The 14,628-nt window shown below is 69.7% G+C and carries 16 protein-coding genes; 4 read left to right on the forward strand and 12 right to left on the reverse strand.

Translation table 11 applies throughout. The features are described 5' to 3' along the window. Positions 1-79 precede the first annotated feature (79 nt). Entirely contained in the window at positions 80-1,636 is a 1,557-nt protein-coding gene (locus ACWGJB_RS08320) for an ABC transporter substrate-binding protein (RefSeq protein WP_453379402.1), read from the forward strand. A gap of 61 nt (positions 1,637-1,697) precedes the next feature. Continuing rightward, complete coding sequence (locus ACWGJB_RS08325) at positions 1,698-2,120, forward strand: ATP-binding protein (RefSeq protein WP_453379403.1); 423 nt, start codon at positions 1,698-1,700, stop codon at positions 2,118-2,120. A gap of 14 nt (positions 2,121-2,134) precedes the next feature. Here ACWGJB_RS08325 and ACWGJB_RS08330 read toward each other — a convergent pair whose 3' ends face one another. Next, positions 2,135-3,568 (reverse strand): sensor histidine kinase, encoded by a 1,434-nt coding sequence (locus tag ACWGJB_RS08330; RefSeq protein ID WP_453379404.1) that lies wholly within the window; start codon positions 3,566-3,568, stop codon positions 2,135-2,137. Continuing rightward, the gene (locus tag ACWGJB_RS08335; protein ID WP_453379405.1) at positions 3,565-4,254 is read right to left on the reverse strand and encodes a response regulator transcription factor; all 690 of its coding nucleotides are present in this window, start codon (positions 4,252-4,254) and stop codon (positions 3,565-3,567) included. Before ACWGJB_RS08335 ends, ACWGJB_RS08330 begins: the two co-directional genes overlap by 4 nt. A 175-nt stretch (positions 4,255-4,429) precedes the next feature. Between ACWGJB_RS08335 and ACWGJB_RS08340 the strand changes: the two genes are divergently transcribed. After that, the gene (locus ACWGJB_RS08340) at positions 4,430-6,838 is read left to right on the forward strand and encodes an MMPL family transporter (RefSeq protein WP_453379472.1); all 2,409 of its coding nucleotides are present in this window, start codon (positions 4,430-4,432) and stop codon (positions 6,836-6,838) included. Here the strand turns inward: ACWGJB_RS08340 and ACWGJB_RS08345 are convergent. The 5 genes from ACWGJB_RS08345 to ACWGJB_RS08365 all read right to left on the reverse strand — a co-directional run bounded on the left by ACWGJB_RS08345 (position 6,831) and on the right by ACWGJB_RS08365 (position 9,704). Next, positions 6,831-7,457, reverse strand: coding sequence for a Uma2 family endonuclease (locus ACWGJB_RS08345; protein WP_453379406.1), 627 nt, complete (start codon positions 7,455-7,457; stop codon positions 6,831-6,833). The genes ACWGJB_RS08340 and ACWGJB_RS08345 overlap by 8 nt on opposite strands. Before the next feature lie 90 nt (positions 7,458-7,547). Beyond that, the gene (locus ACWGJB_RS08350) at positions 7,548-8,291 is read right to left on the reverse strand and encodes a TetR family transcriptional regulator (protein ID WP_453379407.1); all 744 of its coding nucleotides are present in this window, start codon (positions 8,289-8,291) and stop codon (positions 7,548-7,550) included. A gap of 9 nt (positions 8,292-8,300) precedes the next feature. Beyond that, on the reverse strand, positions 8,301-8,795 hold the full coding sequence (locus ACWGJB_RS08355; RefSeq protein ID WP_453379408.1) for a thiol-disulfide oxidoreductase DCC family protein: 495 nt from the start codon (positions 8,793-8,795) through the stop codon (positions 8,301-8,303). Beyond that, entirely contained in the window at positions 8,792-9,199 is a 408-nt protein-coding gene (locus ACWGJB_RS08360) for a hypothetical protein (RefSeq protein WP_453379409.1), read from the reverse strand. Before ACWGJB_RS08360 ends, ACWGJB_RS08355 begins: the two co-directional genes overlap by 4 nt. A gap of 94 nt (positions 9,200-9,293) precedes the next feature. After that, complete coding sequence (locus ACWGJB_RS08365) at positions 9,294-9,704, reverse strand: VOC family protein (RefSeq protein WP_453379410.1); 411 nt, start codon at positions 9,702-9,704, stop codon at positions 9,294-9,296. Between the two features lie 136 nt (positions 9,705-9,840). On the opposite strand from ACWGJB_RS08365, the gene ACWGJB_RS08370 reads away from it, so the two are divergent. Beyond that, positions 9,841-10,317, forward strand: a complete 477-nt coding sequence (locus tag ACWGJB_RS08370) for a hypothetical protein (RefSeq protein WP_453379411.1) — start codon at positions 9,841-9,843, stop codon at positions 10,315-10,317. A gap of 16 nt (positions 10,318-10,333) precedes the next feature. On the opposite strand, the gene ACWGJB_RS08375 is transcribed toward ACWGJB_RS08370, so the two are convergent. From ACWGJB_RS08375 to ACWGJB_RS08395, 5 genes are all read right to left on the reverse strand, one after another. After that, positions 10,334-11,113, reverse strand: a complete 780-nt coding sequence (locus ACWGJB_RS08375) for a succinate dehydrogenase iron-sulfur subunit (RefSeq protein WP_453379412.1) — start codon at positions 11,111-11,113, stop codon at positions 10,334-10,336. Further along, the gene (gene sdhA / locus ACWGJB_RS08380) at positions 11,113-12,867 is read right to left on the reverse strand and encodes a succinate dehydrogenase flavoprotein subunit (RefSeq protein WP_453379413.1); all 1,755 of its coding nucleotides are present in this window, start codon (positions 12,865-12,867) and stop codon (positions 11,113-11,115) included. The genes ACWGJB_RS08375 and sdhA overlap by 1 nt, the downstream gene beginning before the upstream one ends. Positions 12,868-12,886: 19 nt before the next feature. Further along, complete coding sequence (locus tag ACWGJB_RS08385) at positions 12,887-13,369, reverse strand: succinate dehydrogenase hydrophobic membrane anchor subunit (RefSeq protein ID WP_453379414.1); 483 nt, start codon at positions 13,367-13,369, stop codon at positions 12,887-12,889. Positions 13,370-13,374: 5 nt separating this feature from the next. Further along, the gene (gene sdhC / locus ACWGJB_RS08390) at positions 13,375-13,755 is read right to left on the reverse strand and encodes a succinate dehydrogenase, cytochrome b556 subunit (protein WP_043406142.1); all 381 of its coding nucleotides are present in this window, start codon (positions 13,753-13,755) and stop codon (positions 13,375-13,377) included. Between the two features lie 187 nt (positions 13,756-13,942). Next, positions 13,943-14,515, reverse strand: coding sequence for a 2-oxo-4-hydroxy-4-carboxy-5-ureidoimidazoline decarboxylase (locus ACWGJB_RS08395; protein WP_453379415.1), 573 nt, complete (start codon positions 14,513-14,515; stop codon positions 13,943-13,945). Between the last annotated feature and the right edge of the window lie 113 nt (positions 14,516-14,628).

The following is a 14,628-nucleotide window of genomic DNA, read 5'->3' on the forward strand; positions in this document are numbered from 1 at the left end:
ACTTAGGGGAGTGGCACTTGTGGAGGGCCTGGGTAGGGCCTGGAACGGGTCCGTGAGGGCCCTGGGGAGGGCACCAACCATGCGATCTGTTCGCATGCGGATTCTCGTGACGCTTGTGGTACTGGCGATCGTGGGGATCGGCGGCTGGCAGCTGCTGCCGTCGCAGGAGAACAAGAACAAGACGATCACCGTCGGCACGACCGACGCCGTCACCGCGCTCGATCCGGCAGGCGCCTACGACGCCGGTTCGTGGGCGTTGTTCAACAACGTCTTCCAGTCGCTGCTCAGCTTCGAGCCGGGCGGTGTCCAGCCGGTCCCGGACGCGGCCCAGAGCTGTGACTTCACGGACAGCGGTCTGCAGACGTACCGCTGCGTCATCCGGGACGGGATCACCTTCCCGAGCGGCAGGGCGATGACGGCCGAGGACGTGAAGTTCTCCTTCGACCGGGTCAAGAAGATCAACTCGGACGTCGGTCCGGCCTCGCTGTTCTCGACGCTCTCGTCGGTCACCGCCTCCGGCAAGACCGTGACCTTCCATCTGTCGTCCGCGGACGCGACGTTCCCGTTCAAGGTGGCCACCGGCGCCGGTTCGATCGTCGACAGGGACAAGTACTCGGCGAACAGCCTGCGTACCGACAACTCGGTGGACGGAACCGGCCCGTACCGCCTGACGTCGTACACGAAGGGCAAGCAGGCGACCCTGCAGCCCAACGGCGACTACAAGGGCGACCTCGGCGGGCCCGGCCGTCCCATCAAGCTGGACTACTACGCCGACTCGGCCAAGCTCAGCAGTGCGTACAAGGCGAAGGAGATCGACGTCGCCACCCGCACGCTGCCGCCGGCCATGGTGTCCAAGCTCTCGCCGAGCGACCCCGACCAGCGCGTCACGGAGTCCGACAGCGCCGAGACCCGCAACCTGTACTTCGACACCCGTAAGAACTCCGCCCTGCACGACGTCCTGGTCCGCCGTGCGCTGGCCTGGCTGGTCAACCGCGAGGAGCTGGCCGCCACCGTGTACGACGGGACGGTGGAGCCGCTGTACTCGCTGATCCCGACCGGTCTCACCGGCCACACCACGTCCTTCTTCGACGAGTACCCCACGCAGAGCGTCGCCAAGGCGAAGGCGCTGCTGGAGCAGGCCGGCGTCAGCATCCCGGTCGAGTTCACCTTCGGCTACGGCATCGGCCACGGCGCGGGAGCCGAGGAGGCCGCCGCGCTGAAGAAGCAGCTGGAGGTGGGCGGCCTGTTCAAGGTCGACGTCAAGGGATACGAGTGGACCGACTTCCAGAAGTCGTGGGCCACGGGCAAGATGGACGCCTGGGCGGTCGGCTGGGTCGCCGACTACCCCGACCCGGACACCTTCGGCGCCTCCCTGGTCGGCAGCGACTCGGTGATGAGCACCGGCTACAGCAACAAGGCCGTCGACCACCTCATCCAGAACAGCCAGCAGTACGCCGACCGTGCCCGCGTCGACGCGGACTTCCGCAACATCCAGACGGACGTCGCGAACGACGTGCCGCTGATCCCGCTCTGGCAGCGCACGGACTACGTCGTCAGCAGCGAGGACGTGGGCGGCACCCAGTACCTCACGGACAGCACGGGCCTGTTCCGCCTGTGGAGTCTGGACTGGATCTGACGGGGGCGGACACCCGGCGCGGCACCATGTGACGAAGGTGTGCGTGGGGTGAGGAGCAGACGTGCTGAGACGCAACTCCTTCCGGCTGCCCCGGCATCCGGCGTCCGTGGGCCTGGCCCGGCACCGGGTCCGGGACCATCTGGCCGACTGGGGCCACGGCCCGGACGACCCGGCGGTCGGTGACGCCGTGCTCCTGGTGTCCGAGCTGGCCACCAACGTCGTACGCCACGGCCCGCTGCTCGAGCGGGAGTTCGAGGTCGCGGTGACGGCGCTGGCGGACGGCTCGTGCCTGATCGAGGTCTCCGACGAGGGCCGGGTGGAGCCGCGGCTCCGGATCGTCCGGGAGGACGACGAGGCAGGCCGGGGTCTGCACCTGGTGGAGACGGTCGCGGCGGCGTGGGGGGTATGGAGCAGGGGCTCCCACGGGAAGACGGTGTGGGCGCTGGTTCTGGCTGGTTCCCAGCACCAGTGCCCCGGCACCTGAACCTCACCCGCGGCTCACCCGCACCTCAACGTCACCGTCACGGCCAGCCCCTCTCCGGGCGAGGTACTCACCGCCACCTCCCCGCCATGCGCGTCCACCACCCCCTGCACGATCGCCATCCCCAGCCCGCTCCCCTCCGCACTCCCCACCCGGAAGAACCGGTCGAAGATCCGTGCCGCGTCCTCCTCCGCCAGCCCGGGCCCCTCGTCGGCGACACAGACCCGCACCACCCCGTCCGACCGCTCCACCCCCAGCCGTACCGCCGCCTCGACCGGCGTATGGGTACGGACGTTGGCCACCAGGTTCCCCAGTACCTGCCGCAGCCCCGACTCGTCGGCCCGCACCAGCACCGCCCCCTCGGCGCTCACCGCCACCCGCCGCGCCGGCTGCTGGGCCCGCAGATCCTCCGCCGCGTCCCGCACCAGCCGGCTCACGTCGACGTTCCGGAACCGGATCTCGGGCCGCTGGTCGAGCCGCGCCAGCAGCAGCAGTTCGTCGACGAGCCGGCCCATCCGGTCCACCTCGCCGTGCATCCGGTCCCAGGCCCGCCGCCGCTCCCCGGGCTCGCGCAGCATCCCCTTGTCGTACAGCTGGAGGTAGCCGCGGATGGCGGCGAGCGGCGTCCGCAGCTCGTGCGAGGCGTCGGCGACGAACCGGCGCAGCTGGGCCGCGCTGCGCTCGCGGGTCCGGTACGCCGTCTCCACCTGGTGCAGCATGGAGTTGAGGGCCAGCCGCAACTGCTCGACCTCCTCCGTCGGATGCTGGCTGGACGGCACCCGGCGGGTCAGGTCGCCCTCGGCGATCGCGGACGACGTCTCCACCATGTCCTCCAGCGGCAGCATCCGGCGTCGCACGCTGAACATGGTCCAGCAGGCCAGCAGCGCCAGCAGCAGCGCGCCGACGGCGAAGTCCAGCCGGAGCGCCTTGGCTATGCCCTCGTGCAGCAGCTCGGTCGAGGTGGCCAGCAGGATGTAGGGGCCGTCGGCGAGCCGGGTCGCCGTCACCCGGTACATCGCGCCGTGCACGGTGACGTCGCCCGGGTCGGGGGCGGCGGCGAGCGCGCGCGGGTCGTGCACGGCGGCCGCCAGTCCGCGCTGGGCCTCGGTCGGCGCGATGTCGAACACCTCGACGGCGCTGCCCTTGGCGTCGACCACGGCGAAGATCGAGCCCGGTGCCGGGTCGGACTCCGCCGGCACCATCCGGTCGCGGATGACGCCGAGCGTGCCCAGCGAGTCGACCTGCCGCAGGGTGAGCCCCGAACTCCCCAGCGAGGCACGCATCTTAAGCAGCGAGGAGTCCACCTGGTCGAGCAGGTACAGCCGCATGCCCATGATGCTGATCGTGGTCGCCGCCACGATGCCGACGGCGAGCAGGCCGACGTTGGCGAGGGTCAGCTTGCCGCGCAGCGAGTGCATGCCGTGCCGGTGCCGGCGTTTCCCGACGTTCATGCCAGGCCGTATCCGACGCCCCGCCGGGTGGTGATCACCGGCGCTCCCAGGGTGTCCAGCTTGCGCCGCAGGTAGCTGATGTAGGTCTCCACGACGGTCGACTCGGACGGCACGTGCTCGTACTGCCAGACGTGCTTGAGCAGTTGCTCCTTGGGGACGATCCGGCCGCCGTTGCGCACCAGGAAGCGCAGCAGGGCGTACTCGGTCGGGGTCAGCTCGACCGTGCGGCCGGCCCGGTGCACCGAGTACGTCGTCTCGTCCAGTTCCAGGTCGCCGTAGCGCAGCGGCGGGCGCTGCTGGATGACGTCGGCCGGGCGGGTGCGGCGCAGCACCGCCCCGATCCGGGCGACGACCTCGTCGATGTTGAACGGCTTGGTGATGTAGTCGTCGCCGTAGCCGAGCGCGCCGACTATCTCGGCGGGGGCGTCCCGCGCGGTCAGGAAGACCAGCGCCAGGTCCGGCTGCCGGGCCCGCAGTTCACGTGCCAGGGCCCGGCCGTCCCCGTCCGGCAGCATCACGTCCAGCAGGGCCGCGTCGGGGCGGGTGCGCTCGGCCAGTGCGAGGGCGTCCCGGACCGTACCGGCCGTCATCACCTCGAACCGGTGGTAGCGCAGGGCGATGGCGAGGACGTCCGCGATGCTCGGCTCGTCCTCCACGATCAGCACGGTGCTGCCTGGAGCCGTCATGCCCCCAGTATCGGCGCGACCGCCGACAGCCGGGGGCGCACAGCTTTGGAGTTCCTTGAGAGTCATGCGCGCCCCGTGTCCGGGCGCGCCCGTCGCCGCCAATCCTGGTGCCCAGGACCTGGGGGACCAACCGACCGAACCGAATTGATTCAAGGAGCTGTTGAGCGTGACGGCATTGGCACGGTGGTGCTATCGGCACCGGCTGGTGGTCCTGTTGCTGTGGGTGGGGGCACTGTTCGGCGTGGGCTTCTCGGCCTCGACGGCGGGTACGGACTACGCGAACGTCTTCTCCCTCCCCGACACGGACTCCAAGAGCGCGTACGACCTGATGCAGAAGGCCTTCCCGAACACCTCGGGCGACACGGACACCGTGGTCTGGAAGGTCACCGACGGCTCCGTCAAGGACCAGGCGGTCCGGAGCCGCATCCAGCCGGCCCTCGACACGATCGCGAAACTGACGGGCGTCGGCGCGGTCACCAGCCCCTACGAAGGTGCCCGGGGAGCCGCGCAGATCAGCCAGGACGGCAAGATCGCCTACGCCCAGCTCACCTTCGTCCAGCGGGCGAACGAGATCCCCAAGGACGTCGTCCAGAAGGTCGTCGACACCGCCCAGGACGCCGAACGCGGCGGTCTGCAGGTCGAGCTGGGCGGCCAGGCCATCCAGCGCGTCCAGGAGCCGCCGCAGGGCCTCTCCGAGATGGTCGGCATCATCGCGGCCGCGGTCGTCCTCTTCCTGGCGTTCGGTTCGTTCTTCGCGATGACCCTTCCGATCGCGATCGCGGTCTTCGGCGTGGGCATGGGCCTGTTCTCCACCCAGCTCCTCAGCCACACCACGAACATCCCCGACATCGCCCCGCTGCTCGCCTCCCTGATCGGCCTCGGCGTCGGCATCGACTACGCCCTGTTCATCGTCACCCGGCACCGCCGGGGCATCCTGCGCGGCATGGACCCGGAGGAGTCGGCGGTCACCGCCCTCAACACCTCCGGCCGGGCGGTGCTGTTCGCGGGCGGCACGGTCTGCATCGCGCTGGCCGGCATGCTGGTCACCCGGCTGCGGTTCCTGGACGGCGTGGTCATCGGCACCTCCCTGACGGTGGTGCTCAGCGTCCTGGCCGCCACCACCCTGCTGCCCGCCCTGCTCGGCTTCCTCGGCCCACGCGTCCTCAGCCGCCGCCAGCGCCGCCGGCTGGCCGCCGAGGGCCCCGAACCGGAGAGGGCGAGCGGTCTGGCGGCCCGCTGGTCGGTGAACGTCGAGAAGCGCCCGAGGCGCATCGCCGCGCTCGCGGTGGTCGTCATGGCGGTCCTCGCCATCCCGGTCCTGTCCCTGCGACTCGGCGCCACCGACCAGGGCAACGACGACGCGTCCACGACCACCAGGAAGGCCTACGACCTGCTCGCCGAGGGCTTCGGCCCCGGCTTCAACGGCCCGCTCCAGGTGGTCAGCGCGGGTGGTGACACGGCGAAGCTGGTCCAGGGCATCGAGGCGACCTCCGGAGTCGCCCGGGCCGCCGCGCTGCCGCCCGCGCGGGGCGTCACCGTCATCCAGGTGATCCCGACCACCTCCCCCCAGTCCAAAGAGACCGACGACCTCATCGACACCCTCCGCGACCAGGTGATCCCGAAGGCGGGCGCGGAGGCCCACGTGGGCGGCGTGACGGCGGTGTCCAAGGACTTCGCCTCGGTCACCGGCGACCGGCTGCCGCTCTTCATCGCCACGATCATCGGCCTGGGCTTCCTGCTCCTCCTGGTCGCCTTCCGCTCGCTGGTGGTCCCGCTGACGGCGGCGGTGATGAACCTGATCGCGGCGGCCGCGTCCTTCGGCGTCCTGGTCGCGGTCTTCCAGTGGGGCTGGGGCCTGGACCTGCTGGGCCTCGGCAAGGAGGGCCCGATCAACGCGTTCCTCCCCGTCATCATGCTGTCCCTCCTCTTCGGCCTCTCGATGGACTACCAGGTGTTCCTGGTGAGCCGGATGCACGAGGAGTGGGTGCACACGAGGGACAACGCGCGGGCGGTCCGGGTCGGCCTCGCGGAGACCAGCCGGGTCATCAATTCAGCGGCCCTGATCATGGTCTGCGTCTTCCTGGCCTTCGTCCTGAGCGGCGACTCGGGCGCGGCGATGGCGGGCGTCGGCCTGGCGGCGGCGGTGGCGCTCGACGCGTTCATTCTCCGTACGGCACTGGTCCCGGCGGCGATGCATCTGCTCGGCACGTCCAACTGGTGGCTGCCGGACTGGCTGGAGAAGCGGCTGCCGCACCTGGCGGTGGAGCCGTCGGAGGAGGCCGCCCCGGAGCCCGCCGAGCCGACCGGCCCGGCCACGGCGATCCACGGCTTCGTCCGCACGGCGGACGGCGACCCGGTGGAGGACGCGTCGGTGACCCTGATGTCCAAGGGCGGGCGCCAGCTGGACCGCGTGACGTCGCTGGCGGACGGCTCCTACATCGTGTCGGTTCCGGCGCCGGGTGCGTATCTGCTGGCGGTGACGTCATCGCCGTACGGCTCGAGGGCCCGGCATGTGACGGTGGCGGAGGGGGCGCTGGTGTACGACGTGGAGCTGGCGGAGGGGGAGGTGGACGCCATCAGTTAGGCGTCGGGTTCCCCACCTCCAAGATCTGTCCGACGTCCAGGTGGACCTTGGCGCCGATGAGGTCGGGCAGGGTAACGACCTCGCCGGGGGCGTGGACGCGATGGGTTGCGTAGGCGTCCTCGGTGAGGTCGGTGAGGACGTGGAGGCGCTTGTGTTTCCGGTCGACGATTACATAGACGGGGATCATCGCCCGGGCATAGGTAGCCACCTTGGTCCGCAGATCTTGTTGGTGGTTGTTGGAGGTGACCTCCAGCACCAGCCGGAAGCACGCGGGGTCGTAGCAGCCGTTCTCGGTACGGTGCTCAGCGTAGTCAGAGTCGACCAGCGAGAGATCCGGGATCGCGTAATCCTCCGGCCCCTCCGGGAGCGACAGCCCGATGCCCTGAATCAGCCTGGACTGCTTACCGTGCAGGCCCGCTGCGAGGAACGGAACCATGAGGTCAGTGAGGACATCCCCGTGGGGGCCGTCTGGCGGTGGGGTCACGAGGAGCTGGCCTCCGATGATCTCGACGCGGTAGCCCGGCATCCGGTCCCCGAACAGGTCAGCAGCTTCGGTGAGCGTCATGGGGCGGCTCTTGCTCGCCGGACGTTCGGGATACTCGACGGCTGCTGCGGACATCAGGTGCCTCCCAAAGGCTGGTGTCGAGGAAATCATCGTAGGCAGCCGAGCCCCCCACTGTCCCCTTCGAACCGCTTCACCCGAAAGTGATCACTCGCCCCGGCGCCCTTTGACCGCCGGATCCGGCAGCACCCGGGTCATCCCCGGCAGGAAGTCCGTGAAGAGTTCGTGCACCTCCAGCACGAGCGGCCGCAGCACCCGGAACCGTGCGAGGGAGACGCCTCGCGCGGTCAGCCGGGCCCCCCGCTCGGCGAGCCGGTAGCTGCGTTCGCGCCCCTCGGTGCGGTCGAAGATCCAGTACAGGACGAGCCCCATCTGCGAGAGCCACATCAACTCCGGCAGGACGTGCCGCAGTTCGGGTGCGACCTTGGTCTTCGCCCCGGCCAGCACCTCCCGGTGCACGCTGATCGCCTCCACGCGCGCGTGCTCGCTCTCCGGGGAGAACGGGCTGAGCGGGCTGTCGGGGTCGGCGGCGTTCTTGAAGAAGTGGACCGCGAACTCGTGGTACGGCAGGGCGATGTCCAGCCACACCTTGAGGACTCCCGCGAGCCGCGCCTCCAGGTCGGTCTCCCGGTCCAGGACCTCGCGGACCGCCACCCGGTGCTCGGCGGCGAGCTGGTCGTAGAAGCCCTGGATCAGGTGTTCCTTGCCGGCGAAGTAGTAGTACGCGTTGCCCACGGAGACCCCGGCCTCCGTGGCGATGGCCCGCATGGTGGTCTTCTCGTAGCCGCGCTCCCGGAACAGCCGCATCGCCGTCTCCAGGATCAGCGCGCGGGTCTGCTCGGACTTGCTCGGCGTATCGGCCTCGACGGGACCGTCGTTCTTCGCGGACACGGACAGAGCCTAACGAGTGGCGCAGACGCCGCCGGCACAGCCCGGAGGGTCGTACACCCACCCGAGTCCGGGGTCGTACGTCCACCCGTCCTCGCGCCGGTAGACCTTGCCGCCCCACTGGGCGCCCCGCCACCGGGCGGCGGCGAGCACCGCGCCCCGGGCCAGCCGGGCTCCGGCCGGGGTGCTCAGCCTGTGGGCGAGCGGCCGGTGCTCCCGGAGCGCCCACAGGACGACGATCCACGCCGCGGTGTCCCGGTAGACCTGCCCGGAGTCGCCGACGACGGTGACCTCGTCCAGGGTGGCGGAGTGGTCGAGCCCGGGGAAGCGGGCACGGGCCTCGTCCGACGCCGCCGGGACCAGGGTGAGCGGCACCAGCTGCGGCTGCCGTGCCAGCCAGTCGCGCAGGTGGGTGCAGAGGGTGCACTCGGCGTCGTAGAGAACGGTGAGCCCGCGGACCGGGACGCGCGAGGCGCCCCGGTCGTCGGTGGCCGGCACGGTGCTCACGCCCCGGCCGCCGGCGCGGTCCAGCCCTGCGGCGGGACGGGCGGGAGCTGTTCCTTCTCCATGACCCCGCGCCGCCGTATCCGGTTGAGGACGTACACGTTGCCGAGGTGCATCACGCCGAGCACCAGCAGCACGACGCCGAGCTTGGCCGACAGGGTCTCGAAGATCCCCCGGGTGTCGTCGACGGTGTCGCTGGTGTGCAGGTACAGCGCGACGAAGCCGAGGTTGACGAGGTAGAAGCCGACGACCAGAAGGTGGTTGACGGCGTCGGCGAGCTGTTCGTTCCCGTGCAGTACGTCGGAGAGGAAGATCCGCCCGTTGCGGCTGAGCGTGCGGGCCACCCAGATGGTCAGTCCGATGCTGACGAGCAGGTAGATGACGTAGGCGATGACCGTGCGGTCCATGCCCCACCCCTTCTTGAACGCGTTCAAAACGCTGACAGGGATGACTGTAGACCTGCTTTTGAACGTGTTCAACTCAATGGCGGAGTGACCCCGTTCACGCCCGCCGCGCCAACTCCGGCCGCTTGCTGTAGTCGGTGAACCCGAGGACGTTCCCCCAGGGGTCGGCGATCTCGACGGTCCATCCGGTGGCGACGGAGAACGGCGCGTCGAGCACGGCGATGCCGGCCTCGGCCAGCCGCCGCGCCGCCGCCCGCGCGTCCGGCACCTCCAGCCACAGCCGCGGCGCGGCCCATACCGGCGTCCGCCGCCCCAGCCCGGCCTCGGCCCGCAGCAGGATCCCGGGCGTCTCGCCACCGACCTTCAGCAGGGCGATCCCGCCCTCGTCGAACCGGAACCCGACCGTGAACCCGGCCCGCTCGTAGAAGCCGACGGCATCCGCGAGATCCCCGACGGGGAACAGCGCGTTGTCGAACCCGAGCAGTTCGTACGACTCGTCATCTGACATGCGATCAGATTAGGTGCGGAGATGACACTTGCGGTGCGGGCTGACCGCGGGGTCACTCATTGGGCCGAGACGGCGCCCGCCGCCTCGCTACGCTGGGCCGCCGTCGGCACGGCGGCTGCTGCGTAGGGGGGCGGAGATGATTCCGGGGACAGAGGCCTTCTTCGGCGAGGTGCGGGCGGCCTTCGCCGAGGTCGCGGAGCGACTGGGGCTGGACGGGCCGGGCGCGGGCGAGCCGGACCGGCATCTCGCGGTGGCCACGTACACCGGGTCCGGAGTGACCTACCAGGTGGTCCTCGGCCTGTGGCAGGGCGACATCGAGATCCACGCCTGCCGTGAGACCGCGTCGACCGTGTGCAAGGTCGGCATCGAGGGACTGGCCCTCGCGGCGGGTGTCGTGGACCGCCGGCGCGGTGTCTCCTTCGGCGCTCGCAGCCTGAGGCAACTGCGCAGATCCCTCACCGGCCAGATCCGTTACGTCGAACTCGTCCACCCCCTGGTCTCCGGCGCCCCGGACCTGGCCCTGGCCCTGATGCGCGCGGCGGGCGCCAGGGAGTGGCGCAGACCTGCCGAAACACCACAGGGCCCGGTTTCCCGAGCGGAAACCGGGCCCTGAGGCAGGGGCGTGGGGATCAGAAGCGGCGCGTGATCAGCGCTCGCTTCACCTCCTGGATCGCCTTGGTGACCTCGATGCCGCGCGGGCAGGCGTCCGTGCAGTTGAAGGTCGTGCGGCAGCGCCACACGCCGTCGCGGTCGTTCAGGATCTCCAGGCGCTGCTCGCCCGCCTCATCGCGCGAGTCGAAGATGAAGCGGTGCGCGTTGACGATCGCCGCCGGGCCGAAGTACTGGCCGTCGTTCCAGAAGACCGGGCAGGACGAGGTGCACGCGGCGCACAGGATGCACTTCGTGGTGTCGTCGAAGCGCTGGCGGTCCTCGGCGGACTGCAGACGCTCACGCGTCGGCTCGTTGGTGTCGTTCGTGATGAGGAACGGCATCACGTCCCGGTACGCCTGGAAGAACGGCTCCATGTCGACGACCAGGTCCTTCAGGACCGTCAGGCCCTTGATGGGCTCGACCGTGATCGGCTTCTCGGGGTTGATGTCCTTGATCAGCGTCTTGCAGGCGAGGCGGTTCTTGCCGTTGATCCGCATCGCGTCCGAGCCGCAGATGCCGTGCGCACAGGAGCGGCGGAAGGTCAGCGTGCCGTCGACGTCCCACTTGATCTTGTGGAGGCCGTCGAGGACGCGCTCCTTCGGGTCGATCTCCAGCTGGAAGTCTTCCCAGACGGCGTCCGCGGAGACCTCCGGGTTGAAGCGGCGGATCCGGAAGGTGACCGTGATGTACGGGGAGTCGGCGAAGCCGGGCTCGGGCTGGCCGGCCGCGTCCGCCTTGTCCAGAACGGGGGTTGCCATCAGTACTTACGCTCCATCGGCTGGTAGCGGGTCTGGACGACCGGCTTGTAATCGAGACGGATGGACTCGGCGCCGTCGTCGCCCACCTCGCGGTACGCCATGGTGTGGCGCATGAAGTTGACGTCGTCGCGGTTGGGGTAGTCCTCGCGGTAGTGACCGCCGCGCGACTCCTTGCGGGCCAGGGCGGAGACCGCCATGACCTCGGCCAGGTCCAGCAGGTTGCCGAGCTCGATGGCCTCCAGCAGGTCGGTGTTGAACCGCCTGCCCTTGTCCTGGATCGAGACGTTCCGGTAGCGCTCGCGGAGCTCCGCGATCTTCTCCACGGCCGTCTTGATCGTCTGCTCGGTGCGGAACACCATGACGTTGGCGTCCATGGTCTCCTGCAGCTCCCTGCGGAGCGTGGCGACCCGCTCGTTGCCCGTCGAGGTGCGCAGCCGCTCGATCTGCGAGACGACGAACTCGGCCGGGTTCTCCGGCAGCTCCACGTAGTCCGCGGTGTGGCTGTAGTCGGCCGCCGCGATGCCGGCCCGCCGGCCGAACACGTTGATGTCCAGCAGGGAGTTCGTGCCCAGCCGGTTGGCGCCGTGCACCGACACACAGGCGACCTCGCCGGCCGCGTACAGGCCCGGCACCACCGTGGTGTTGTCGATCAGCACCTCACCCTCGACGTTCGTCGGGATGCCGCCCATCGCGTAGTGCGCGGTGGGCTGGATCGGGATCGGGTCCGTGTACGGCTCGATACCGAGGTAGGTGCGCGCGAACTCGGTGATGTCCGGGAGCTTGGCGTCCAGCTGCTCCGGCGGGAGGTGGGTGAGGTCGAGGTAGACGTGGTCGCCCTCGGGACCGCAGCCGCGGCCCTCCCGGATCTCCGTGTAGATGGACCGGGAGACGACGTCACGGGAGGCGAGGTCCTTCATGACCGGCGCGTACTTCTCCATGAAGCGCTCGCCGTCCTTGTTGCGGAGGATGCCGCCCTCACCACGGGCGCCCTCCGTCAGCAGGATGCCCATGCGCCAGATGCCGGTCGGGTGGAACTGGAAGAACTCCATGTCCTCCAGCGGCAGACCGCGGCGGTACACGGCGGCCTGGCCGTCGCCCGTCAGCGTGTGCGCGTTCGACGTCACCTTGAAGAACTTGCCGGTGCCGCCGGAGGCGTAGATGACGGCCTTCGCCTGGAAGACGTGGATCTCACCGGTGGCCAGCTCGTACGCGACGACACCGGCCGACTTCTTGACGCCGTCGACCTCGGTGATCAGCTGGTCCAGGACGTAGAACTCGTTGAAGAACTCCACGCCCTCCTTCACGCAGTTCTGGTACAGCGTCTGGAGGATCATGTGGCCGGTGCGGTCGGCCGCATAGCAGGACCGGCGGACCGGCGCCTCGCCGTGGTTGCGGGAGTGACCGCCGAACCGGCGCTGGTCGATCGTGCCGTTGGGCGTCCGGTTGAACGGCAGGCCCATCTTCTCCAGGTCGAGGACGGCGTCGATGGCCTCCTTCGCCAGGATCTCGGCGGCGTCCTGGTCGACCAGGTAGTCACCGCCCTTGATCGTGTCGAAGGTGTGCCACTCCCAGTTGTCCTCCTCCACGTTGGCCAGCGCGGCGGCCATACCGCCCTGCGCGGCGCCCGTGTGGGAGCGGGTGGGGTAGAGCTTGGTCAGGACCGCGGTGCGGCTGCGCTTCGTCGACTCGATGGCCGCGCGCATGCCCGCGCCGCCGGCGCCGACGATGACGGTGTCGTACTTGTGGATCTTCATGATTCTCGCAGCCCCGTGCCTAGCGGATGTTCGGGTCGAAGGTGAAGATCACCAGCGTGCCCAGCAGGATGGTGAACACCGTGGCGGTGTAGAGCAGGCCCTTCAGCCACAGCCGGGTGTTCGCGCGCTCCGCGTAGTCGTTGATGACCGTGCGCAGGCCGTTGGCGCCGTGCAGCATCGCAAGCCACAGCATCAACAGGTCCCAGACCTGCCAGAACGGCGAGGCCCAGCGGCCGGCCACGAACGCGAAGCCGATCTTCGACACGCCGCCGTCGAGCACCAGCTGGATCAGCAGGTGGCCGAGGACCAGGACGACCAGCACGACGCCGGACAGCCGCATGAACAGCCAGGCGGCCATCTCGAAGTTGCCCCGGGTGGATTTCGGGGACTTCTTGGTGCGTTGGCGCGGGGCCTCGATGAGGGGGGCCGGGTTGTCGACGTTGAAGAGGGGGGCGCCCTCGACGGGGCCGACGCCGGCTGCGGTGGATTCAGTGGTCGACATCTGCGTCAGCTCCCGAACAGGACACGAGCGGCGTGGCCGAGAACGGGGTAAATGGCCCCGGCCATCAGGACGACCCAGACACCGACGACCGTCCAGAGCATCTGCTTCTGGTAGCGCGGGCCCTTCGACCAGAAGTCGACGGCGATGACGCGCAGGCCGTTGAGCGCGTGGAAGAGGATGGCGGCCACGAGGCCGTACTCCAGCAGCGCGACGATCGGCGTCTTGTACGTGGCTACGACCTTGTCGTAGTCCTCGGGGGAGACACGGACGAGAGCGGTGTCCAGCACGTGAACGAACAGGAAGAAGAAAATGAGGACGCCGGTGACTCGGTGAGCCACCCAGGACCACATTCCTTCCCGGCCGCGGTACAGCGTTCCAGCCGGCACGGAAGTCCCTCCGGGAGCGGGGATTGGGGCCGCGCCGGCTTGGTGTCGGTCGGGCCCGGCCGGGTACGGTCCACCGGCCCCCAGCATCGTAGCGATGCGCTGCCGCTGGGCTTACGCCGGGCCTACCGGTGTGATCAAAGTGGCACGCGTATGGGTTAGCCGGGGGCATCCGGGGTGGGGGGTGCTGTCATGCGCCGGGTGCGGGTTCTCTGTGGCTGGTCGCGCCCCGCGGTGGAGCCGCTGACGAGCACTGCCCCGCGCCCCTGAGGAGTTGCGCGAGCCGCTCGCTTGCCAGTCGCCGCAGTTCCTCCGCGGCCAGTACCCGTTCTTCCTCCGGATCGTTTGCCAAACGTGATCGGATGCCTTCCAGGACGCGGTCCAGGGACTCGCCCGGGGGCGTGTCGCCCAGGTAGATCACGAACACGTGTCCGAACTTGGCCTCGTAGGCCGCGTGGGCCGCGGTCAGGGCCGTGTGGGCCGCCGAGTAGGTGTCCTCGGGCAGCTCGGGCAGGCACTCGCTCGTCAGGGCCTCGGCGAGGTCTGCCGGGGACAGGTCGTAGGCCGCCTCGTCCGCCGCCGCCAGCAGGGACTCCACGTCCGGGTAGGGGCGGTGGTCGGCGAGTCGTCGGGACCAGCGCAGGCTGCGCAGGCAGTGCAGGAGCAGGGCGCCGACCTCGTCGTCCGGGGCGGCGTTGAACGCGTCCAGCGGAGTGGGGAGGTGGGGCGGGCGGTGGGCGGGCAGCGTGGGTCCTCGCGTCACGTGCGGTGTGGCAGGGGATGCTGTGAGAGATGTGTCGTCGACGTTATCGAGGACGTTCACGGTGTGTCGGTTGGTTGCCTCAATTTCACCCGAAGGGGAGAGTTTCGGAGCGG

The organism is Streptomyces sp. NPDC054813 (assembly GCF_053611365.1).

Excerpts from the sequence above, each read along its gene's own strand:
- ACWGJB_RS08360 (WP_453379409.1), bottom strand. The coding sequence starts at position 9,199 with ATGGACCGCACGGTCATCGCCTACGTCATCTACCTGCTCGTCAGCATC.
- ACWGJB_RS08345 (WP_453379406.1), bottom strand. The coding sequence starts at position 7,457 with ATGTCCGCAGCAGCCGTCGAGTATCCCGAACGTCCGGCGAGCAAGAGC.
- sdhA (WP_453379413.1), bottom strand. The coding sequence starts at position 12,867 with ATGAAGATCCACAAGTACGACACCGTCATCGTCGGCGCCGGCGGCGCG.
- ACWGJB_RS08365 (WP_453379410.1), bottom strand. The coding sequence starts at position 9,704 with ATGTCAGATGACGAGTCGTACGAACTGCTCGGGTTCGACAACGCGCTG.
- ACWGJB_RS08335 (WP_453379405.1), bottom strand. The coding sequence starts at position 4,254 with ATGACGGCTCCAGGCAGCACCGTGCTGATCGTGGAGGACGAGCCGAGC.
- ACWGJB_RS08370 (WP_453379411.1), top strand. The coding sequence starts at position 9,841 with ATGATTCCGGGGACAGAGGCCTTCTTCGGCGAGGTGCGGGCGGCCTTC.
- ACWGJB_RS08385 (WP_453379414.1), bottom strand. The coding sequence starts at position 13,369 with ATGTCGACCACTGAATCCACCGCAGCCGGCGTCGGCCCCGTCGAGGGC.
- ACWGJB_RS08320 (WP_453379402.1), top strand. The coding sequence starts at position 80 with ATGCGATCTGTTCGCATGCGGATTCTCGTGACGCTTGTGGTACTGGCG.
- ACWGJB_RS08375 (WP_453379412.1), bottom strand. The coding sequence starts at position 11,113 with ATGGCAACCCCCGTTCTGGACAAGGCGGACGCGGCCGGCCAGCCCGAG.
- ACWGJB_RS08330 (WP_453379404.1), bottom strand. The coding sequence starts at position 3,568 with ATGAACGTCGGGAAACGCCGGCACCGGCACGGCATGCACTCGCTGCGC.